The sequence below is a fragment of the Isoalcanivorax indicus genome (genome assembly GCF_003259185.1).
Classification (GTDB): domain Bacteria; phylum Pseudomonadota; class Gammaproteobacteria; order Pseudomonadales; family Alcanivoracaceae; genus Isoalcanivorax; species Isoalcanivorax indicus.
Genome location: NZ_QGMP01000001.1, coordinates 1,903,370 through 1,924,944, shown reverse-complemented (window position 1 = coordinate 1,924,944; position 21,575 = coordinate 1,903,370). Strand labels below are relative to the sequence as shown.

Here is a 21,575-nt window from a genome sequence, read left to right as displayed (position 1 = left end):
CCATGTCCGCGACCCTCGAAGTCGAATCCACACTCACCGACCGCTACCAGACCACCGTGCCGGAAACCGTGCGCCGCGCCCTCAAGCTGGGCAAGCGCGACAAGATCCACTACACCATCCGCCCCGGCGGAGAGGTGGTGCTGACACGCGCCGAAGCGCCAGGCGATGAGGATCCGGTGCTCGGTCAGTTCTTGGGCTTCCTGGCCGCCGACATTGCTCGCCATCCCGAGCGGCTGCAAGCCGTGGATGCCGGTCTCGCTCAGCGGCTCCAGTCGCTGGTCAGTGGCGTAGAGGTGGACCTTGATGCCGCTTTGTCGGAAGACGATGAATGAGTCCAGGGAAGCCTGAGCCCCTGGTCATTCATGGCTGGACCGTGTTTGCTCATCCGCTCTTCCTGGCGCAGATTGAGGCGCTAGAGCGGCAGGTTGGTAGCCTGAAGCAGAAGGACCCCGTCGGGTATGTCAGGAAGAATGCCAGTAAACGACTGGCCGCGATCATCAGGCTGGCCTTCGATGTCATCCCTCAAGACCCGACTCGATCCGAGTACCGCCAGGGTGGGACGCTCGGTGGCGATCACAAGCACTGGTTCCGGGCCAAGTTCTTCCAGCAATACCGGCTTTTCTTCCGCTACCATGCCGCGAGTAAGGTGATCGTCTACGCCTGGGTGAATGACGAAGGCACCAAGCGTGCCTATGAAAGCAGCGACGACGCCTACCGGGTCTTCCGCAAGATGCTGGAAAGCGGGCACCCACCGGATGACTGGGATCAGCTCCTGGCAGAGGCGCAGAAAGCCTCGCAGCGGTTGCGGGACTCATTTCCCTGAAAAACAAAAGGCCCCGACGCATTCGCCGAGGCCAGTTGCCGATCGAGCATTTGAATATGGTGCCGGAGATAGGAGTCGAACCTACGACCTTCGCATTACGAATGCGCTGCTCTACCAACTGAGCTACACCGGCGAAGCGCGAGAGTTTAATCGCGCGGGCCACTGGCATCAATAGCCGTGAGGGCGCACGGGCGTACCAATCACCAACATAAAGCCAACGCAGGGTAATTGAGCCTGGTGGCAGGGCGCGGATACTCGATTTAAAACAACAACCGGATCGAGATTATGCGCTACCTGTCCACGCTGGGCGTCGCCACGCTCACTCTGTTTCTGTTGTCCGCCTGCGGTGGCAGCAGCAGCGACAACCTGTCTGCGGCCCCGGATGACGGCGGCCCGCGTACCGATGCGCCGGAGCAAGACGCGCCCGGACATGATGACCCGATAGCCGATGATGATGCGGCGCAGGCGCAGGGCCCGGCCTTCCCGTCGCCCGAGTGGTACGCCCGCGAGGCGGAGAATTATGCACGCGTGCTGGAAGCACCCGTGGAGCAGGTCACCAGCCCGGCCTTTATGCTGCGCTGGACCAGCCAGAGCCTGGCCAATGCGGCCAGCTTTACCGAGCGCGCGGCGGCGGATAACACCTGGCTGCTGGGCGGCATCACGGGCTTGCTGGGGGGGATCGTCAATAACCTGACGGACCCGCAGGCGCTGCTGACGCTGGTGCAGGATACGGTGACGGACACCGCCGAGGCCCTGCAGAACGACCCCATGGCGGCCATCGGCCTGCTCGGCAATACGCCGGTGACGCCGCTGTGCACCAGTTGGGCAGCACAGTGCGCCGGGGACCCGTTCCGCTATCCGGGTGTGGACAGCTTCTACGGCAGTGTTGGCACGGTAGAGCCGGTGGTGTTCTACGACCGGGAATGTGCGCGGCTGTCCGGTCGGGTCTGGCGTCCGCTGAATACCCCGGCGGGCGCCACGCTGCCGGGTGTGGTGATCCAGAACGGTTCGGTGCAGGCACCGGAGACGCTCTACTGGTGGGCGGCGCAGATGCTGGTGGAGAATGGCTATGTGGTGCTGACCTTTGATCCGCGCGGTCAGGGCCGTTCTGATCTGACCACGCCGCAGGGTGTCCAGGGCAGCAACTTCAATCCGGCGGTGTTCTGGGAAGGGCTGGTGGACGCCATCGACTTCTTCCGCTCCGCGCCGGAGCAACCGTATCCGCATAACGACACCTGCGCGGGGACCTGGCCTACGCCGGTGACCGCCTTCAACCCTTATCACGATCATATCGACGCCGAGCGTCTGGGCATTGCCGGGCATTCACTGGGCGGTACCGGGGTGTCGGTGGTGCAGGGGCTGGGCGGGGTCGGTGCTGATCCCTGGGACGGCCAGCTCGACGTGGAGAACCCGGTGAAAGTGGCCGTGGCCTGGGACGGTGCGGCGACGCCGCCGGCCAGCGTGCCTGCCGAGGGTGGCGGCGGTGGCAGCCCGCTCAGCCTGGTCTTCGGTCTGTTGGGGGGCGATGTCGAGCGGCCGGTGTTTGTGCCCCGGGTGCCGATGATGAGCCAGGATTCCGAATACGGTCTGACGCCAGTGCCGTTCAGCTCGCCACCTGAGCCGCGTGCGCGCCTGGGCTGGTTCGATGCCTGGCAGGCGGCGGAGGTGCCCGCCTTCGGCTTCACCATTCGGGGCAGTTCGCATTACGAGTGGTCCTTGTTGCCGAGCTTTCCCACGACCTCCTGGTGCCCGCGCATCGAGCAGGGACGTTGCGTGGGCGGGTGGGGCTTGCCGATGGCGCAGCACTATACGCTGGCCTGGTTTGATCGCTATCTGAAGCAGCCGGGGGAGCCGGGTTTTGATGATGCAGATGCCCGGCTGCTGGCCGATGAGGACTGGTCGGAGCGCTGGAGTTTTTATCACGCCAGCGCTCGTGACTTTACGGATCGCGCGGGTCGCCGTCAGACCTGCGATGGCCTGTTGGCCGGCTGTGACTGACGGCTGACCTCGGCGCGGTCAGTCATGCAGGGTAAAGCGAGCGCGGTTGCCTTCACTGCAGGTCATGCAGCATTTGTCACACCAATGGGCGTCGTCCATACCGACGCCCCAGTATTCGTTGGGGCGATGTTCCACCCAGGCGCCGTAGCAGATTTGCTCGGTGCTGCGGCAGTGCAGGGCGAAGCGGTGCTCTTCGTAGTCACGCACCACATAGGCCTTGCCGCCGCCGGGCCAGGCGGCATTGCGATGCTGGGAATAGAATTCCACCATCACGGGTTCGCGGGACTGACTGGTGATAAAGAACTCGACGTTTTCGTAGGTATTGGGCAAGGGGGTTGCACAGGCGGTGAGCGCCAGTGTGGCAAGCAATATGACAAGGCGCATGGAGAGCCCTCCGGATATGGCGTTCAGGATAATGCCGCGCACATCCGGGGGCGCTGAGGTTCGCCGGGACGGTCTGGCGTTTTGATCATAATCCGGGATCAGAACGCCGCGCCAGTACCGTCAATCAGGCCTGTTCAGGTCAGGCCTGTTTCACCCCGGCCAGTTTGCGCGCATGCCACTTCTTGTCTTCGACGTTCATGCCGCGCAGGATCTGGATGCGCTGCGCCTGCGGGCTGCCGGCACCGTGCATGGATTCGGTCAGGTAGCCGACGGCGTTACGTCCCAGGGTCATGTTCTCGATCAGGCGCAGGATGCGCACCCGGTCTTCCACGGCAATATCGTCACGCCCTTTCAGAAACTTCTTGATGATGCCGCCCACTTCCTCGGAATTCATGTCCTGTTCGCTGGGCATGGTGACCATCAGGCCGCCGGCCAGATCCTGGGCCAGGCGGGAGATTTCATAGGGGAAGCGGGTGACATTGTGCTTGCACACATTGCTCAGCATGGCGTCGTTCATGAAGATGCCGCTGGGCAGTTTTTTTGCTTCGTGGGAGCTGGCAATACCGGAAGAGAAAATGGTTTCGTTGAGGTGCACCATTTCCACCAGCTTGTCGCGAATGTGGCTGACCTTGTCGAGGCCATTGTACTCGGCGATGGACGCCGCAGCGCCGACCAGGACATCACCCAGGCCGGTCTTGCACACGTAAGACGCGCGGTGATACGCGGTAAAACGCGCCACCATGTCCTGGGCGAATTCGTACTCGCCATCCATCAGCACGTGTTCCCAGGGAATGAACACATCGTCGAAATACACCAGCACTTCCTGACCGCCGTATTCGGCGTTGCCCTGGTCGATATTGCCTTCTTCCATGGCGCGGGTATCGCAGGACTGGCGGCCATAGATATAGGTGATGCCCTCGGCGTCGCCGGGGATCATGCCGACCACGGCATAGTTCTTGTCTTCTTCGGTGAGGTTCATGGTCGGCATCACGCAGATCCAGTGCTGGTTCCAGCCGCCGGTCATGTGTGCCTTGGCGCCGCGTACGAAGATGCCTTTGTCATTGCGGCCGGACACGTGCATGAACATGTCCGGGTCGGCCTGCTCGTGGGGGCGCTTGGAGCGATCGCCTTTCGGGTCGGTCATGCCGGCGGCGATCAGGATGTTCTTGCGCTGGGCTTCCTTCAGGAAGCGCAGGTAACGCTGGTGGTACTCGGTGCCGTGTTTTTCGTCGATCTCGTAGGTGATCGAATGCAGTACGGAAATGGTGTCCAGCCCGGTGCAGCGCTGGAAGCAGGTGCCGGTGATCTGACCCATGCGGCGCTGCATGCGGTTTTTCATCACCAGGTCGTCGGGCGATTCCACGATATGCAGGAAGCGGTTCACGCGGGCGTCGATCAGCGGCGACCAGGCGGTGGCCAGATCCGGGTCTTCGATGGCCAGATCGTAGCTGGCGCGCAGGGCATTGATGGACGGCTTGATGATCGGGTGATCTGCCGGTTCTTCAATGCGCTCGCCGAACAGATACAGGTCGGTACCGCGATTGCGCAGGCTGGCCAGGTATTCCTCGCCGGTGGTGATGACGGGGAAGCGCGCCCAGCGTTCCTCGGCGCTTTCCTGTTTGCGGTCCTTGATCGGTGGCACGGCGTTCATCGCTCTCTCCTGCGCGCGGGCTGATGTCGGGTTATGACTTCGCTTGTGACTCTCGGGTCATACCATGGTAGGGCGCCGCGCGCGAAAGGCAATGACAGGGGTGTACAGCTCGGCTGGACACTAACGTCAGGAAAGCGCGTCAGAAGGCCGCGCCAGGAGGGCCACGCCGGGCGTCGCCCCCCCGATGCTCAGAGTTGCGTGGCGGCGCCGCTTTGCAGCAGGTGTTCGATGCGGGTGTCGTCGAAGCCCGCCTCACGCAGCACGGCGCGGGTGTCCGTGCCGGGGGGGCGTGCGGCGTCCGGTGTGGCGGCAGCGGTACGCGAAAAACGCGGGGTCGGGGCATGCTGGGTGATACCGGCGACCTCGACGAAGCTGCCCCGGGCGCGGTGATGCGGATGGTGCGGTGCTTCGTTCAGATCCAGTACGGGGGCAAAGCAGATGTCGGTGCCTTCCATCAGGGCGCACCATTCATCGCGGCTGCGCTGGCGGAACAGGGCGGCGAGCTGTGCCTTCTGCGACGGCCAGCGGGCCGGGTCCATCTGCACGCCGAAGGTGTCGCTGTCCAGCCCGGCTTTTTCGCTCAACAGGGCGTAGAACTGCGGCTCGATGCTGCCGACGGAAATGTAGCCGCCGTCGGCGGTTTCGTAGACCTCGTAGAAATGGGCGCCGGTATCCAGCATATGGCCGCCCCGGCCGTTGCTGAATTGGCCCTGGCCGTTGAGGCCGTAAAACATCGCCATCAAGGCGGCGGCACCTTCGGTCATGGCGGCGTCGATCACCTGTCCCTGGCCGCTGCGCCCGGTTTCCAGCAGCGCGCAGACCATGCCGAAGGCGAGCATCATGCCGCCGCCGCCAAAGTCGCCCACCAGATTCAGCGGCGGCAGTGGCTTGTCACCGCGCCGCCCCATGGCATGCAGGGCACCGGAGAGCGCAATGTAGTTGATGTCGTGGCCCGCAGCCTGGGCCAGTGGGCCGTCCTGGCCCCAGCCGGTCATGCGGCCATAGACCAGTTTCGGGTTGCGGGCCATGCAGTCCTGCGGGCCGATACCCAGGCGCTCGGTCACGCCGGGGCGGTAGCCCTCGAACAGGCCGTCGGCGCTTTCGCACAGCGTCAGCAGGGCGGCCACACCGTCCGGGTGCTTGAGGTTCAGGCTGATGCTGCGGCGATTGCGAAACAGCACCTGATGGCCGGTTTCCGCCACCGGGTTGCCGCCCGGGCGGTCCACGCGAATCACCTCGGCGCCCATGTCGGCCAGCATCATGCCGCAGAAGGGCCCGGGGCCGATGCCGGAAAGCTCGATGATACGCAGGCCGGAAAGCGGACCGCTGCGGGGCGTGGGCGTGGATGTGGGGGTGCCTGTCATGGCGGGCTCCTTGCGAAAAATCGGTTCGCCGGGATTGTGGCGAGCCGCCGCGGTGCCCGCAATGACCGGGAATTCAGCGTGTGCTCAACGCACCTTGCTCAAAGCGCCTTGACCAGGGCGCGGCACTGGCTGCGGGCAATGGCCTTGATGCTGTTGGCCTCACGGGTAGTGATATCGCCACGCCACAGTGGATGTCCGTCTGTGGTGAGCAGGGTGGCTTCCACATTCTGGTCGCTGGGGGGCACATCGCGCATGGCGCGGTAATCACGGATCGGCGTGATCTGTTCATGCACCCCGGCGATGCCGGAACCGGCCTCCGGGTTCAGGCGGGTTTCATGCATTTCCGGGAATTGCGCTACCAGCAAGGCGGTGAGTTCCGCCACCAGAATGTTCTGCAACTGCAAGTCCTGCGCACGCTGCTTGAGGGCTGTGTTACCCGGCTCATACCAGCCGGGCATGACCCGATGGCTTTGCGTCACCTGATAACCGGCCCGGGCGAGAATCGGGGCGCAGGCACTTTCCCACTCGGCCCGATAGCGTTCTTCCGGCGTGCGCGCGGCCAGCAGCAGGTGGGTGCCGTGCTGGGTGTCGCTGGTGTAGTGCACCTCCACGCTGCTGGTGCTGGCGCAACCGCTCAGCATCGCCAGCATCATGGGCAAAAGCGAAGCGGTCGTTCTCGAGAGACGTTTCATCAGGCACTCCGGCAGCCACAATCACGGTAGCTGCCAGCATAGCAGGGAATGCTCCATGCGGAGGGGAACCTGGATTAAAACGGTGGCGAGTACAGCACCGGGTCGCCGTCGATGCGCACACGGAAACGGACCGCCGGATCGGGCGCGGGCGGGTTGTACCAGTACACCGCATAGTCGGCACCGGTGGCGGTGTCGCCCAGCCAGCGCAGGCGCAGATTGCTGCCCTGGTCGTTTTCCGGCACCTCGTTGCGAAGCAGGGGATACCAGCCGTTGCCGTGATCCGCTTCCACGCTGAGCAATGGCTGGGTCAGGTCCAGGTGGGCGGGATGCTCGCCGCTGAAGCGGAAGCGCCAGTGGGCTTCGTCCGGGCCTTCAGCCGGCATGAAGGCGGGTGTGCTCTCGGCCTGGCGGGTGGCCACGGGCAGGTCGGTAGCGGGCCAGTATGTACGGCTGCGTAGTCGGTAATGCCAGGGCCCGCCAGCCTCATCGACCTCGCCGTGGGTGACCAGATCACGGGTCAGCCGCTGGCTCTGGGCGGTCAGAAAGGCGAGCGTGCCGGGGCCGTAGAGGGTATGCCCGCCCTCGTAATATTGCAGGCTGTATTCTTCCGCTGTGGTGGCATAGCCGATATAGCCGTTGGCCACGCTGCTGATTTCCACCAGCCAGTTGCCCCGCGGCAATTCAGCGGTAACGGCTTCCCGCAGGCGGTTGCCGCTTTCCAGCGTGACTTCCCAGGGCAGGGCGACCAGCACCAGATCGTTCACCTGGATCACCTGCAACAATGGCCGGTGCGGGAAACGTGAGGCGGGCAGCAGGCGTTGCAGGTGCGACAGCATCCATTGTTTTTCAGCCTGACATCCATCGGTGAAGACGCGGCGCGGCCAGCCATGTTGCAGGTACGGCAGCCAGGAAATCGGGAACACCTCGTCGCCCTCGGCAGCGCCGGCTGTGGCCGCGCCCACGATGGCACGCGGGCACAGGCCATGGCGTTGCCCGTCGGGCAAGGCGAGCAGATCCAGTTCGCGGCTGGCGACGGCGGTGCGCAGTTCACCATCGAGCTGCTCACCCAGGCGGTTGAACAGTTGCAGGGCCTGTCCCGCCAGGCCTTCACCGATACGGCGCGCCTCACGGTCGCCCCGTTGGCCGCGCACCCAGGCCGGGTTGTTGTCGCCGTGGGTGGCCTGGTAGGCCCCGTGCACGGGCGCAAAGGGGGTGTCATGGTCGGCGGCGATGCCGACCGCGACATCACGGCCCAGCCAGGCCCAGACGTCGGCATGCCAGGGGCGGGTAAAGGCGGGAATCGCAGTGCCGTGGATGGAAAAGGCGGTCAGGGCCCCGGCCGGATAGTAGCGGCCATCGTCGGCTTCCAGATCAATGCGCAGCATGGTCAGGCGCGGGTTGATGGCGCGCAGCGCGTCGGTCTCGTCGGGGTCGTGCGGTGCGCCGGGATTGCGCGCCCAGGCCGCCAGCGAGCGGTTGCGGGTAAAGCCGCGCACCTCGCGCTGGCCGGTGGCGACACGGGCGGCGCGCCGTTCGTTGAAGGCGCTGACCACGGCGTCGGCAATCCGCAGGCTCAGAAATTCGGCCAGCTGCGGGTCGAAGCCGGGGCTGTCGCTGCCGAACACATTGTAGAAATCGTTATCCATGTACTGGCCCGGCCCGGAGTGGGTGTGCGTGGCCAGCAGGCTCAGGCCGTGGGCGGGCACATCGGTGCGCGCGGCAATCAGTTCGGCCACGCGGCTGTGCAGCACGCGCGACCCGGCCCCCAGGTCCAGCGTGACCAGCGCCAGAGGTGTGCTGTCCGGGGCATGCAGATAAAAGGCGCGGGCGCGCAGCCGGGTGCGGAAGCCGTCGGCGGGGCGAGCCCAGGCGGAATAGCCGAACTTGGGGATGCCGATGGGCGGCGTGATATCGACTTCGGCCACACCTGCCAGGGGCACCTGGATGGCTTCAGCGGGCTGCGGCGCCGGGCGGTCGATCGTCAGGTGGGTGACCGGATAGGCGATAAAGGGCCAGGCGGTGTGCAACAGGCCAGCCCCGGCCAGCAGGGCCAAGGCAGCCAGTAACCAGGGCCAGCGGCGACGACGTCGGGTCATGGGTCAGATCCATCTTCATTATCAATAATGCACCATGGTACCCATTTGCCGGCGGTGCGGCAGGCCCGAGCGGGTCAATCGGCGCCACGCCGCCGATCCTAGCCGGCGTCCTGCCGCAACAGGGCCAGCGGCGGCTGGCGCAGGGCGCCGCGTCCCAGGGCCATGCCGGTCATGGCGACGATCAGCCCGAGCAAGGCTGGCAGCAGTAACCACAGCGACCAGGGCAGGGCGCCATCGAACAGCCGTTGGCCCAGCGGATACAGGGCGGCCAGCATGATCAGGGTGGCGCCCAGCGCCGCGCCGCCGCCCAGCACCAGACACTCCAGTGCGGTAACCCGGCGAATCAGTTCGCGGCTGCCGCCCAGAGTGCGCAGCAGTGCATTGTCGCGGCCACGCTGGGCCTGAGCGCCGAGCAAGGCGGCGCCCAGTACCAGCATGGCGGCGGCCATCAGCAGCAGCGCCATCAGGCCGGTGGCGCGGCTGGCCTGGCGAATGATGTCCTGGGCCTGATCCAGCAATGCGTTCACATCCAGCAGGGTGATATGCGGCATTGCGCGCAGCAGGCGGGCGAGCCGGGCACCATCGCCCTCGGCCAGCCAGAAGCTGGTCAGCCAGGTGATGTCCTGCCCGGCCAGCCCGTCACCGGCAAACATGAAGTAGAAGTTCGGCTCGAAGCTCTCCCAGTCGACCTCGCGGATGCTGGTGATGCGGGCGCTGACGATGCCCTGGCTGGTGGTGAACTGCACCACATCGTCCAGGCCCAGGCCGAGCCGTTCGGCCAGTTCCTGTTCCACCGACACCTCGCCGGTGGCGTCGGCCTGCCAGCGACCGGCGGCGATACGGTTGCTGGGCGGCAGCGCGTCGGCTTCGGTCAGGATCAGGTCGCGGTTCAGGGTGCGTTCGGTCTGATCGTCTTCCTTGGTCACGGCCTCACGCACGGGCACACCGTTGATCTCGGACAGGCGGCCGCGCACGACCGGGTAGGCCGGTTGCGGGCGTGCCTCGTGTTCGCGCAGCCAGTCTGCAAAAGCGGGCAGATCATCGTCGAACAGGTTGAAGACAAAATGGTTGGGGGCGTCGTCCGGCAGCTTCTGGCGCCAGTCGCTGAGCAGCTGGTTGCCGGTCTGCCCGGCCATGCCGAGCACGGCGAGGGCCACCGTCAGCGAGGCCAGCAAGGGCAGGGTCAGGCCCGGGCGGCGGCTCAGCCGTCGCACGGCCAGGCGGGCGGCCAGCGGCAGCCTGGCGCTGGCGATATCCAGCAATTTGAGCAGCGGCCAGAGCAGGGCGGGAAGCAGGGCGCCGAGCACCACCAGCAGCGTCAGCAGTTGCGCCAGTTCGGCCAGGGAGCCGGTCAGCAGGGCAGCGAGCAGCACCGGCGCGCCCAGCGCCGCCGCCAGTTCGATCACGCCGGCAAGCTGGCGCGGCGCCAGGCGATCATTCAGGACCTGCATGGCGGGCGTGCGCACCAGCGCACTCAGCCGGGGCAGGGCAAACGCCAGCCACAACACCATCGGCCCGAGCAGCAAGGTCAGCCAGTCGGCGACACCGGCCGCCAGCGGGCCATCCCAACCGAGGGCGCGGCGCAGGCCGAGCATCAGGGCGATGCCCAGCAAGGTGCCTGTCAGGACGGCAGGCACCACCGCCCAGGCTTCTTCGCCGAGCAGACGGGTCAGCACCTGGCGACGGCGGGCGCCGAAGCTGCGCAGCAGGGCGGCCATGCGGGCCCGGCGCCGCACCCTTTGCGTGGTGGCCAGATAGATGGCGGCGCCGCACAGCAGGCTGACCAGCAACACGCCCAGGCTGACCCACAGGGTCAGTTGCCGCATCGGGCCCATGGAGCGGGTGGCGGCATCGGCCACGGTGTCCAGGCGCTGATCCTCGCGCAGCGTGTCGGGCAAGGCCTGTGCGGCGCGAGCCACTTCAGTGGTGTCACCGGCCAGCAGGAGCCGGTAATCGACCCGGGTGCCGGGGCCGAGAATGCCGGTGGCGGTCAGGTCATCGCGGTGGAACAGGATGCGCGGGTTCATGCTGTAGAAACCGGCGCCCTGATCCGGCTCCTGGCGGATGATCTGTGTGACGGTCAGGGGCTGGCGGCCCACCGTAACGGTATCGCCGAGCGCCACGCCGAGGCGGTCGAGCACCTGATCGGCGACCCAGAGTTCACCCGGAACCGGACCGTGGTCGATGCCGTGGGTGGCGGCGAAACGGTCGTCGGCCACACCCAGCTGGCCATAGAGGGGATAGTCGTCACCGGCGGCGCGGGCGGACACCAGCAGCATGTCATCGTCGTGCACCAGCACGGTGGGAAAATCGGCGATCTCGGTCTGCCGCAACGCGGCCAGCAGGGCGCGCTGGGCATCGTCAGCGGGGTAGCTGCCCGCCAGCACCAGATCGCCACCGAGCACTTCGGCAGTGCGCACATCGAATCGTTGTTCCAGCTCGGCGCGCAGCAGCACCACGGACGCCAGCGACAGGGCGGCAATCGCCAGCGCCAGCGCCAGGATGCGAAACGCCGGATCGCGCCAGGGACGCGTCAGGGCTGCAGGCATCAGACGGGCTCCGGGGTCAGCAGGCGGCCTTCTTCCAGGCGCAGGTGGCGCTGGCAGCGCGCGGCCAGCTGGTCGTCGTGGGTGACCAGCACCAGGGCGGTGCCTGCTTCGCGGTTCATGTCGAACAGCAGCTCGATGACGCGCTGGCCGTTGGCATGATCCAGACTGCCGGTGGGTTCATCCGCAAACAGCAGCCGGGGCGCGACCGCGAAGGCGCGGGCCAGGGCCACACGCTGTTGCTCACCGCCAGACAGCGTGGTGGGAAAATGCCGGAGCCTGTGGCCCAGGCCGACACGCTCAAGCCATTGCCGTGCTACCTGCGCAGGCTGGCGGGTGCCCTTGATTTCCAGCGGCAGCATGACGTTTTCCAGTACATTGAGATCGCTGACCAGGTGAAACGACTGGAATACGAAGGCGCACAGCGCGCCCCGGCGCAGGGCGCGCTGATCTTCATCCAGCGCACTGAAAGGCTCGCCGTCGAGGCGCACTTCACCGTCGCTGGGACGATCGAGTCCCGCCAGAATGCCAAGCAAGGTAGACTTGCCACTGCCACTGGGGCCGGTGATGGCCACGCTTTCACCGGGTTGCACCTGTAATGCGATATGGTCCAGCAGGGTCAGTTCGCCTTCCGGGCCCGGAACCCGTTTGCCGAGGTGGTCGGCAGTAAGGATTGGAGTAGACGTCATGCGGTATGTACTCGGTATTGTGTTCGGCTGTCTGAGCCTGGTGGCCTCAGCCGATGTACTGATCGTGGGGGACAGTATCAGTGCGGCGTACGGCCTTGACAAGGAACAGGGCTGGGTCACGTTGCTGCAACAGCGTATTGATGAGGAGTGTCCGGGGCTGACAGTGAATAACGCGTCGGTCAGTGGCGAGACCACGGCGGGCGGGCGCGCGCGTCTGCCTGCGTTGCTGACACGGCACGCGCCGCAGATTGTGGTGATTGAGCTCGGCGGTAACGATGGGTTGCGCGGGCAGCCGCCCGCGCGCATGGCGGAAAACCTGCGTGCCATGGTGGCTGCCAGCCGTGAGGCCGGGGCCACTCCGGTACTCTTTGGCATGTTGATTCCGCCCAATTATGGTGCGGCCTACAGCGACCTGTTCGAGCGTGCCTTTGCGCAGGTGGCGGAAGAGGAACAGCTGCCGTTCAAGCCGTTTTTCCTGGAAGGCGTAGGCGATGATCCACGGCTGATGCAGAGTGATGGCATCCATCCGACGGCTGACGCGCAACCGCGTCTGCTTGAGAACGCCTGGTCGGTGCTGGCACCTGAAGTGGCGCGTCTGTGCTCGGCGCGGGGAGGGCAATAAGATGTTCGAGACGTCCGGGTTTGAGGTCAAACCCCTGTGGCAACCGGTGCTGGCATTCTGGTTCGGCGAGGATATGAAGAGCGAGGATACGAAAAGCGCGTGGCCCGCGCCGTTCTTCGAGCAACGCTGGTTCGCTGGCGGCGCTGCCCTGGATGCGGAGATCACGGAACAGTTCGGTGGTCTGGTGGACGCTGCGCTTTGCAGTGAGCTGGTGGACTGGGAAAGCAAACCGCTTTCGCGACTGGCATTGATCCTGTTGCTGGATCAGTTCGCACGCAATGTGTATCGCGGTACGGCACAGGCCTTCGCCGGCGATCACCGTGCTGTGACGCTGGTCAATGAGGGGCTGGCCATCGGCATGGACAAGGGGTTGCCGTGGGCCGGGCGGGTGTTTTTCTACATGCCGTTGATGCACGCGGAAGACCTGGATCTGCAACAGCGCGGCATCGACTGCTTCGAGCGCGCCCGGGCCGAGGCACCTGAGGCCATCAGGGAAAAGCTGGCGAGCAATATTCGCTTCGCACGCGAGCATGCCGACATCATCGAACGGTTCGGCCGCTTTCCTTACCGCAATGCGGTGTTGGGGCGGGAGAGTACGGCGGCCGAGCTGGCCTTTCTCGAAAAAGGCCCGCGCTACGGACAATAGCGCGGGCCCGCCTGCCGGACGGGGGGGCCTAGCGGACGCAGGCCTGCACGGCGCTGCGCAGCCGTTGACGAATGCCCGGCGCCAGGCCGCTGCCGAGCAGAGGGCGCTGTGCGGCAAGGTGTTCGGCACAGGCCTTCAGGCGATCCGGGGTCTGTTGCTGCTTCATGGCTTTCGGTAATTGTTCCAGCTGCCAGCGCATCCTTTCTTCGCGTGCATCGTCGGGGCTGGGCACGTCTGCGCTCACCTCCAGGGCGACGGCCAGGGTACGCTGCGCGTTGCACGCCTCGCCGGCATCCGGCGCCGCATCAATATCGGACAGTAACTGTTCCACCAGTGCCCGGCGTGGTTGGGCGGCGAGTTGTTCACGCAGTTGCGTGGCCAGTGCCTGGCGTTGTTGCTGCAGGGCATTGTCGCGGCGCGGGATGGCGACAGCTTCGAGTTCCCGCAGTGCGGTCTTCAGAGTGTCTGCGTCGTGGCGGGTGTCGTGGTCGTTGGCAAGACCCGACAGCCGGGTCAGGGCCTCGCGAGCGGCCTCGCGCTCCTGGACCTCGTCGGCACGTTGCGCCTGGCGGAGTTCCTTCTGACGGTTAAACAGAGCATCACAGGCCTTGCGGAATCGCTTGTGCAGGCCTCGGTACTGCTGCGGCATCACCCAGCCCGCATTTTTCCAGCGCTGCTGCAGGGCTTTGGCCTCGTCCGTGGCGCGGCGCAGGTCGTCCTGCTCCAGCAAGGCTTCCGCCTCGCTGGCCAGTTGTTCCAGGATGGCGGCATGGGTATCGCTGACGCGCTGCAACTGATCGGAAAAACGTTTCAGCAGGTTGCTGAAGCGTCGGCCTGCCTCCCGTGCGTCGGTAAAGCGCACCGGCTGCAATGCGCGGAATTCTTCCGGCGCCTTGCGGCGAATATCGAGCAAGGCGGGGTAGTCGGCCTTGTCCCAGTCCTGGTTGTCCAGCAGGGTTTGCAACTGATCGCACAGGGCCTCGCGTTTCTGCAGGTTGGCCTGGCGTTCGGCATCCTGTTCACGAAAATGCGCGCGGCAAGGTTCGTAGGCGCGATCGGATGACGCCTTGAAGCGATCCCACAGGTGCTGGTCACTGTCCTGGTCCGAAGACATCAGGCTGCGCCATTCATCGTGCAGGGCCTGGATGGCGCTGGCCTGCTCTTCCGGGTCCAGCGGCGCGGCACACAGGGTGTCCATGCGTTCGCACAGCGCCTGCTTTTTCGGTTCGGCCGCGAAGGCATGCCAGTCACGCAATTCGTCCAGTTGCGGGCGCAGTTTCTCCAGCCGCGCTGCACGGCTGGCATCGGGATGCTCGGCCAGCAGGGCTTCGGCCTTGTGGCACAGCCGGTTGGCATGGCGCAGGTTGCGCTGGCGCAGTTCGCGTTGCAGCGCGCCCAGCAGGGCGTCCAGGGAGTCCTGTTCGGCGCTGCGCGCCGTCTTGCCGCTGGCCTTGCGGGGCGCTGCCTCGGGGGGCGGGCGCTTTGGCGTCAGCAACGCCATGACCTGGGTCAGCAGGGCTGGTCTGGGCAGCATCGACGGCCAGTCGGCATCCAGCGCACGGGCCTGGGCGGCGAGGGTTTCGCGCTCGGACGAGTCGTCGTTTGAGGCTGCGCCGTCGTCCGGGGTTTGCAACAGCGCCGTCAGTCGATTCAGGGCGTCCTCGGCGTTCTGGTAGGTGTGCAGTTGCTGCAACGCCTGACGCCAGTCGTCGAGCAAGGTCTGGAAGCGGGCGCTCCGGGTCGCATCAGGTTCCACCACGGCGACGGCTTCTTCCCAGCGGCGTTGCTGCGTATCCAGCAGGGCACGCAGGCTGCCGGTCTGCTCCGGCAGCATGTCGATATCCAGGGCGTCTTGCAGCTGTTCGAGCTGGGCCAGCGCGGCCTCCTGTTCGCTGCGCGCGGCGGTCAGTCGCGCCTGCTCATCACGGGCGCGTTGCAGGTCATCGATAACCGCCTGGCAACGGGTGCGGGCACTATCGAAGGCTTGCTGTTCATGGCTGTCGGCGTCTTCGGTCACGGTCTGCCATTGCTGGCACAGTTGCGTCAGTCGTGCCGCGTAGAGCGCGTCCGGGACACGGGTAGCATGCTGGGTGAGCTCGGCGATCACATTGCTGCGTGCCTGGCGGCGGGCTTGTGCGGCATCACGGGCCTGCTGGTAATGACGCAGTTGTTCGCGCGCATGTTGCAGTACCTTCTTGTCTCTGCCGTCGCGCAGCAACAGACGCAGGCTGTCTTCGTCGGTGAGTCGTTCCGCAGCGGCGATGCGCATGGCGGCGTCTTCGCCGTGCACGGCGAGGTCCAGCAGCAGGGCGCTGTCCTGCGTGCGGGCGATGGCGGCCAGTCGGCAGATGCTGTCCGGGCTGTGACGGGCAACGAACGCCAATGCCGCCGGGTTGTCGGTCAGGCGGACCAGCCGCAGCCGGTTATCCAGACTGGGGCCGTCGCTGGCCAGCCCGGCCAGCAGCTGGTTGATGCGGGTGGCGGCGGCGTCGCGCACGCGGTTGTCCGGGTCCTGATGCACCAGTTGATCAAGAAACCTGAAGTCGGTGATGTGGCCCGCCGCTGCGGCGCGCACCTCGGCGGCACTGTCGCCGCGGGCAAGGGTACTGAGTATCTGTGTGCGTTGCGGATCGTCCGGCGCCAGTTCATTGATGGCGCGCAGGCGATGTTCTGCATTGGCGTGTTGCCAGCGCGGTTTGAACAGTTTGCCGAGCATGCATGTCCCCTTGTGCGCTTACTGTGTGCCTGGGCGCCCATCATAATCATAAGCCGCTCAGGTAATAAGCCCCAGCGCAGCACTCCACCACAATAAGGCTAGTACCGATGCCGACCGCTGGCGCGCGGCAGCCATTGCCGCCAGGCCTGTTCGAGGGCGTTGAAGCCGCCGGGCCAGTGCGCGTCGATGAGTTCCACGCTGTGCAGCAACGGGCGTGGGTCGTCGGCCACGCGGGCCAGCAGGGTGCGCAGCAGCTCGCGACCCTCCGGGCTGTCCATCAGGAACCAGACCAGTGACCAGCTGACGGCGTAGCTGTGGCCCGAGCCCGCTGCGGCTTGCCAGTCTTTGGGCGGGGCGTCCACGGTGCGCCGCAGGGTATCGGCGGCAAGCGGCTGGCGGCGCAGCTGGCGCAGCCAGTGATCGGCCACCGGGACCTCGGCGGTCATGCCGTAGAGCTGCAGTTGGGAAAAGTATTCGGCCAGCCCCTCATTCAGCCAGATCGGCACATAGCCGCCCTGGGTGGCAGAGATGGCGTGGGAACACTCGTGCGTGATCAGGCGCAGCAGGGCATCGTGATCAGGCAGGGCGAGTGCCGTGATACGGCGGGTCTGGCCGTTGAAGAAGCCGGCAGGGTTTTCCAGTTGCGGCGCGGTGGCGCGGGCATAGGCACGATAGGCCTCGGCGTCGCCGTAAAGCAGTATGTCGAAAGGGGTGTCGGTGGGCGGCGTAACGCTCAGGGCCTGGCGGTAGATGGTGAAGATACGGGTGATGGACAGCTCAAGGCGCTGGCGCAGTGCCGGGGACAGGGTGTAATCGCGGGTCTCGATACGGATATCCGGAGCGTCCGGCTGGCGGTAGCGCTCGGACAGGTCTTCCACCAGGTCATGATCGGGGGCGCGGTCAGAAAAATGCCAGCGGCCGTCGTGATCCTGCCAGCGGTACAGGGCGCTGGCGGGCGCCGTCAGCGGCGCCAGCAGCCACAGCAGCGCCAGAGCGCTGCTCAGGTATCCAGACGAGCCTGTAACAGTGCGTCCTTTTCGGCCCACAGTTCGGAAATCCATTGCTGGAAACGGGCCCGGAAGGCCGGGTCGTTTTCGTAGTCCCCCTCGGCAGTCCAGGCGGGGATATCCCGTATCTGCACTACCACCTGGATGTCACGAATGGCGCCGCCGAGGAAGGCATTCAGCGATCGCGGTGCATCCTTGGGATAGATAATGGTCACATCCAGCAGGGTTTTCAATTTCCCGCCCATGGCGCCGAGGGTGAAGGCGGTGCCGCCGGCTTTCGGTTTGAGCAGATACTTGTAGGGCGATTGCTGCTGGTCATGCTTGGCCGGGGTGAAGCGTGTGCCCTCGAAGAAGTTCATCACCGAGGTGGGGAAGTAGGCAAATTTCTCGCAGGCCTTGCGGGTGGTTTCCAGGTCCTTGCCCTTGAGGCTCGGGTTTTTCTCGATTTCCTCGCGGGTATGGCGCTTCATGAAGGGGAAATCCAGTGCCCACCAGGCGTGGCCCAGCACCGGCACCTTGAGCAGTTCCTGCTTGAGGAAGAACTTGAGAATCGGCACCCGGCGGTTGAACACCTTCTGCATGATCAGGATATCGGCCCAGGACTGGTGATTGCTGGTGGCCAGATACCAGTCGTCGTAACGCAGGGACTCGGTGCCTTCGACATGAAAGCGGGGGCGGCTGATCAGGGCGATCACCGTATTGTTCACCGACATCCACAGCTCGGCAATGCGCACCAGCCAGCGCGACAGGGTGACCTGGAGGCCCTCGCGACGAATGGCCAGCTTGACCAGGGTCAGCAGGTACAGGGGGATGGCCAGGATCAGCGTATTCACGGCGATCAGGGTGAGGGCCAGTACAGCGCGCAGGTGATGGATAATATTCATACACTTGTATAGTAATTCAGAGGGGCGCCATCCTAGCGGAAAAGCGGGCGTCTGGCGACCATTCACGACGGCGCAGGGTGGCGCCCGGGTCAACAGGCTGGCCGCTGGTGTTTCCGGTCAGGTTTTTTGAACATTGGCGTCATTGGCGCGGGCCTGGCGGCTTTCTATGCTCGCCGGCAGTTTTCCGCTTGATCACTTGCAGAGGCATCCCCCATGGCTGGTCCACTTTCTACCCTCAAAGTCCTTGATTTCAGCGCCTTGCTGCCCGGACCCTTCGGCACGCTGGTGCTGGCCGACCTGGGCGCGGATGTGCTGCGGGTGGAATCACCGACCCGGCCCGACATGGTGCGCATGTTGCCGCCGATGGACGAGGGCGTCTCTGCGGTGCACGGCTACCTGAACCGCTCCAAGCGTTCGGTGGCGGTAGACCTGAAGAAGGCCGAAGGCGTCGAGGTCATCCGTCGTCTGGTGCAGGATTACGACATCGTGGTCGAGCAGTTCCGTCCCGGGGTCATGGACCGGCTGGGCGTGGGCTATGAGGCGTTGCGGGCGATCAATCCCGGGCTGATCTACTGCTCGATCACCGGCTACGGCCAGACCGGCCCCTACCGGGATCGGGCCGGGCATGACCTGAACTACCTGTCGATCGCCGGCATGACCGGCTACAACGGTCGGCGCGACAGTGGCCCGGCGCCGATGGCGTTTCAGGTGGCCGATGTGGCAGGTGGCTCCTGCCATGCGGTGATGGCCATCCTGGCGGCGGTCATCCACCGCCAGGCCACCGGTGAAGGTCAGCATATCGATATCTCCATGACGGACGCGGCCTTCAGCCTGCATGCCCTGACGGCGCCTCCGGCGCTGGTGGGTGGCGAAGATCCGCAGCTGGAGCGCACCCAGCTCAACGGCGGTTCCTTCTACGATTGCTACGAAACCCGGGACGGACGCTGGTTCTCTGTCGCGGGCATCGAGCCGCAGTTCTTCATGCAGTTCTGCCAGGCCATCGGGCGCCCCGATCTGGCGGGCAAGGGGCTGGCCATGGCGCCGGAGATCGTGGCCGAGGTGAAGGCCGGCATCGCCGAGGCGATGAAGCAGAAGGACTACAGTGAGTGGCTGGATATCTTTGCGGCCATTGATGCCTGCGTGGAGCCGGTGCTGAGCCTGTCCGAGGCCTGCGAGCATCCCCAGCTCAAGGCGCGCGAGATGCTGGTGGATGTGCCGATGGGCGAGGGCCGAACCCAGCGTCAGGTGGCGTCACCGATGCGCTTTTCGGTGTCGAAGCCGGAATACCGGTTTGCCGGCACGCGGCTGGGCGTGCATACCGCCGAGGTGCTGACAGCGCAGGGCTTCAGTGAAGAGGACATTGCTGCGTTGCGGAAATCCGGCGCAATTCTCTGACCCATGGCCAGATTTTGCAATCCGCTGCTGGTCCTGCCTCCATGGGCGGGGCTATGCTCGTCCAAGGCAGGGCGAGTAGGTGGCTGTGGCAGTAGCTCATATCAGACCGGGCGCAGGAAGCGTGCAGTGCGGGCGCAGGACATCGGCAGCCATACAACGGCCGCGCCCGGTGCGGCGACTGCTGTGGTGCCTGGCGTTGTGGTGGCTGTGCGTGCCGGCTTCTGCCCTGGAGGGCAACAAGGAGCCTCTGGACAGTGACGTCATGCTCTGGGATCCAGGCCCGGACGAGGAGGATGACGAACCGGTTGACGACACCCCCCTGTTCGACCCGGAAGGCTGGCAGGAAGAAGCCGACGGCAGCATCGTGCTGGAGGTGGATGAGAAAACCGGGCAGGCCTACCGTGTTCCTGATGATTGTGACCCCTGGTCGGTTGACGAACTGCGTTGGGTCGATCGCACCCATTACGCGTTTTCCCGTGGCCTGTGCTGGCCCACCCAATGGCTGGATGGTGTCTTTGGCGACCCCGACGATCAGAGCCGCAGCAGCTCCGGCACCTCGGTGCGGGTGGTGGCCGCCCAGTTGCTGCAGGACGACGGTGAGCGCGACAGTGATGTGCGTTTTCGCGTGCGTGCGCACCTGCCCGGGCTGGAGCGGCGACTGAGTCTGGTGTTTGCCAGTGAGCGGGACTTCGAGGATGACAATGCCGGCTTGCCCGGCTCGCCGGAGACTACCGGTCAGCGGGAGGACAACACCTTTCGCGCTGGCGTGAACTGGGTATTGCGCACGGCGGATGACATGGACCTGGACATGGACATCGGCCTGCGTTCCAACTTCAAGGCGTTCTGGCGAGCGCGCTACCGGTATCAGAAACCGATTTCGGAGAACTGGTCGTTTCGTCTCACGGAAACGGTGGACTGGCGTGACACACGTGGCTTTCGTTCACGCAGCGTGTTCGATTTCGACCGGCCACTGGACAGCCATACGCTGTTTCGTCTGACCAGCTACGCGGAAATCAGTAACGAACTGATCGACGAGGGGGAAGGCTGGTTCTGGCAGCAAAGCGCGGTGGTCGGCCGCGAGCTGACGCGGCGGTCAGCCATGCGTTATCTGGTCAGTGTCGAGGGATTTACCCGCCCGGACCCGAAGGTGGAAAACTACCGGGCCGGGGTGACCTATCGCCGCAACACCTGGCGGCCCTGGTTCTACTACGAGATCGAGCCGTACCTGCTGTGGCCGCGGGAGACAGGCTACCGCACGGCCACGGGGGTCGTGTTACGGGTCGAGACCCTGTTCGGGATTCTCTGAGGCGTCAGACCCAGCTGTTGCGCTGGCGCCCACTGCGTGATTTGAAGTACCAGCCCAGCAGCATGCCGCCGAAGATGGTCAGCAGGGCAAACATCCAGCCCTTGAAGGTCTGGTCGTTACGCAACTGGCTGTTCTCGGCGCGCACCTGGTCAAGTTCGGTACGCAGCAGGCTGATTTCCTCATTGAGCTGACGGTTGGCCCGATCAAGACGCATCGGATCGGCGGCCACTTCCTGCAACTTCTCCAGTTCTTCCCCCCGAGCGTTCAGGCTCTGGTCAAGTTCGCGAGCGCGCCCGGCCAGTTGGTCCCGCTCACGGGTCACGCTGGCCAGCTCTTCCCGTGCGGTGGCCAGTTGCTGTTCCATGCGCTGGGCATTCTGCTGTGCCTGCTCCAGACGCACCTGGGCGATGGGCGAACGGCTCAGGTACTGGGTTTCAACCCAGCCCTCGGTATCGCCGGTGCGAATCTGGGCCCATTCTGCGCCTTGTTCCCATTCCAGGATTTCAACCCGGGTGCCAGTGCGCAGGCCACGATGGACAATGCGGAAGCCGTTGCCGGCGCCAGCCCGTACCGGTACGAACAGGGTGTCGCCGATCCAGCCGGTGCTGGCCTGGGCGGCCTGAGGTGTGGTGATGCCGAGGATCAGCAGGGCAAGCAGACAAAGCGCAAGGTGACGCATCGGAATCTTCTCTCCGTAATCATGTTTGAGTGCGGGCGCAGTGTAGGGAAAGGCGCTTTTGCAGAGTTGTGACCGGC

The 21,575-nt window shown here is 65.2% G+C and carries 18 protein-coding genes and 1 tRNA gene; 7 read left to right on the top strand and 12 right to left on the bottom strand.

What is annotated here, in order from left to right:
* Nucleotides 1–2: 2 nt before the first annotated feature.
* Together DKW65_RS08760 and DKW65_RS08755 are read left to right on the top strand one after the other, a co-directional pair.
* On the top strand, nucleotides 3–332 hold the full coding sequence (locus DKW65_RS08760; protein ID WP_111656890.1) for a type II toxin-antitoxin system PrlF family antitoxin: 330 nt from the start codon (nucleotides 3–5) through the stop codon (nucleotides 330–332).
* On the top strand, nucleotides 329–823 hold the full coding sequence (locus DKW65_RS08755) for a type II toxin-antitoxin system YhaV family toxin (RefSeq protein WP_111656889.1): 495 nt from the start codon (nucleotides 329–331) through the stop codon (nucleotides 821–823). The genes DKW65_RS08760 and DKW65_RS08755 overlap by 4 nt, the downstream gene beginning before the upstream one ends.
* A 57-nt stretch (nucleotides 824–880) precedes the next feature.
* Here DKW65_RS08755 and DKW65_RS08750 read toward each other — a convergent pair.
* Nucleotides 881–956 (bottom strand) — tRNA-Thr (locus DKW65_RS08750).
* Between the two features lie 152 nt (nucleotides 957–1,108).
* Here DKW65_RS08750 and DKW65_RS08745 point away from each other — a divergent pair.
* Nucleotides 1,109–2,821 carry an alpha/beta hydrolase family protein gene (locus tag DKW65_RS08745; protein ID WP_111656888.1) on the top strand — a complete coding sequence of 571 codons (1,713 nt, stop codon included), beginning with the start codon at nucleotides 1,109–1,111 and terminating at the stop codon, nucleotides 2,819–2,821.
* Between the two features lie 18 nt (nucleotides 2,822–2,839).
* Here DKW65_RS08745 and DKW65_RS08740 read toward each other — a convergent pair whose 3' ends face one another.
* From DKW65_RS08740 to DKW65_RS08710, 7 genes are all read right to left on the bottom strand, one after another.
* Complete coding sequence (locus DKW65_RS08740) at nucleotides 2,840–3,205, bottom strand: hypothetical protein (RefSeq protein ID WP_111656887.1); 366 nt, start codon at nucleotides 3,203–3,205, stop codon at nucleotides 2,840–2,842.
* A gap of 139 nt (nucleotides 3,206–3,344) precedes the next feature.
* Nucleotides 3,345–4,856, bottom strand: a complete 1,512-nt coding sequence (locus tag DKW65_RS08735; RefSeq protein WP_111656886.1) for a 4-hydroxyphenylacetate 3-hydroxylase family protein — start codon at nucleotides 4,854–4,856, stop codon at nucleotides 3,345–3,347.
* Nucleotides 4,857–5,044: 188 nt separating this feature from the next.
* On the bottom strand, nucleotides 5,045–6,220 hold the full coding sequence (locus DKW65_RS08730; protein ID WP_111656885.1) for a CaiB/BaiF CoA transferase family protein: 1,176 nt from the start codon (nucleotides 6,218–6,220) through the stop codon (nucleotides 5,045–5,047).
* Between the two features lie 98 nt (nucleotides 6,221–6,318).
* On the bottom strand, nucleotides 6,319–6,912 hold the full coding sequence (locus tag DKW65_RS08725; RefSeq protein WP_162925779.1) for a hypothetical protein: 594 nt from the start codon (nucleotides 6,910–6,912) through the stop codon (nucleotides 6,319–6,321).
* 74 nt (nucleotides 6,913–6,986) lie between these two features.
* A complete protein-coding gene (locus DKW65_RS08720) occupies nucleotides 6,987–9,008 on the bottom strand; it encodes a neutral/alkaline non-lysosomal ceramidase N-terminal domain-containing protein (protein ID WP_111656883.1) in 2,022 nt (673 codons plus the stop codon).
* A 98-nt stretch (nucleotides 9,009–9,106) separates the two neighbouring features.
* Complete coding sequence (locus DKW65_RS08715) at nucleotides 9,107–11,557, bottom strand: ABC transporter permease (RefSeq protein WP_111656882.1); 2,451 nt, start codon at nucleotides 11,555–11,557, stop codon at nucleotides 9,107–9,109.
* Entirely contained in the window at nucleotides 11,557–12,243 is a 687-nt protein-coding gene (locus tag DKW65_RS08710) for an ABC transporter ATP-binding protein (RefSeq protein ID WP_111656881.1), read from the bottom strand. The genes DKW65_RS08715 and DKW65_RS08710 overlap by 1 nt, the downstream gene beginning before the upstream one ends.
* On the opposite strand from DKW65_RS08710, the gene DKW65_RS08705 reads away from it, so the two are divergent.
* Both DKW65_RS08705 and DKW65_RS08700 read left to right on the top strand, forming a co-directional pair.
* Nucleotides 12,242–12,865, top strand: a complete 624-nt coding sequence (locus DKW65_RS08705; protein ID WP_111656880.1) for an arylesterase — start codon at nucleotides 12,242–12,244, stop codon at nucleotides 12,863–12,865. The two genes, DKW65_RS08710 and DKW65_RS08705, sit on opposite strands and share 2 nt — an antisense overlap.
* A 1-nt stretch (nucleotide 12,866) precedes the next feature.
* The gene (locus tag DKW65_RS08700; protein ID WP_111656879.1) at nucleotides 12,867–13,511 is read left to right on the top strand and encodes a DUF924 family protein; all 645 of its coding nucleotides are present in this window, start codon (nucleotides 12,867–12,869) and stop codon (nucleotides 13,509–13,511) included.
* A 28-nt stretch (nucleotides 13,512–13,539) separates the two neighbouring features.
* On the opposite strand, the gene DKW65_RS08695 is transcribed toward DKW65_RS08700, so the two are convergent.
* The 3 genes from DKW65_RS08695 to DKW65_RS08685 form a co-directional block, all read right to left on the bottom strand.
* Entirely contained in the window at nucleotides 13,540–16,227 is a 2,688-nt protein-coding gene (locus DKW65_RS08695; RefSeq protein ID WP_111656878.1) for a DUF349 domain-containing protein, read from the bottom strand.
* 98 nt (nucleotides 16,228–16,325) lie between these two features.
* Nucleotides 16,326–17,273, bottom strand: a complete 948-nt coding sequence (locus DKW65_RS08690; protein ID WP_162925778.1) for a DUF4124 domain-containing protein — start codon at nucleotides 17,271–17,273, stop codon at nucleotides 16,326–16,328.
* Entirely contained in the window at nucleotides 17,228–18,118 is an 891-nt protein-coding gene (locus DKW65_RS08685; protein ID WP_111656876.1) for an acyltransferase, read from the bottom strand. Before DKW65_RS08685 ends, DKW65_RS08690 begins: the two co-directional genes overlap by 46 nt.
* 213 nt (nucleotides 18,119–18,331) lie before the next feature.
* On the opposite strand from DKW65_RS08685, the gene DKW65_RS08680 reads away from it, so the two are divergent.
* On the top strand, nucleotides 18,332–19,513 hold the full coding sequence (locus tag DKW65_RS08680) for a CaiB/BaiF CoA transferase family protein (protein ID WP_111656875.1): 1,182 nt from the start codon (nucleotides 18,332–18,334) through the stop codon (nucleotides 19,511–19,513).
* A 211-nt stretch (nucleotides 19,514–19,724) separates the two neighbouring features.
* Entirely contained in the window at nucleotides 19,725–20,819 is a 1,095-nt protein-coding gene (locus tag DKW65_RS08675) for a hypothetical protein (protein WP_162925777.1), read from the top strand.
* Nucleotides 20,820–20,823: 4 nt separating this feature from the next.
* On the opposite strand, the gene DKW65_RS08670 is transcribed toward DKW65_RS08675, so the two are convergent.
* Nucleotides 20,824–21,498, bottom strand: a complete 675-nt coding sequence (locus DKW65_RS08670) for a TIGR04211 family SH3 domain-containing protein (protein WP_111656873.1) — start codon at nucleotides 21,496–21,498, stop codon at nucleotides 20,824–20,826.
* Nucleotides 21,499–21,575: the final 77 nt, after the last annotated feature.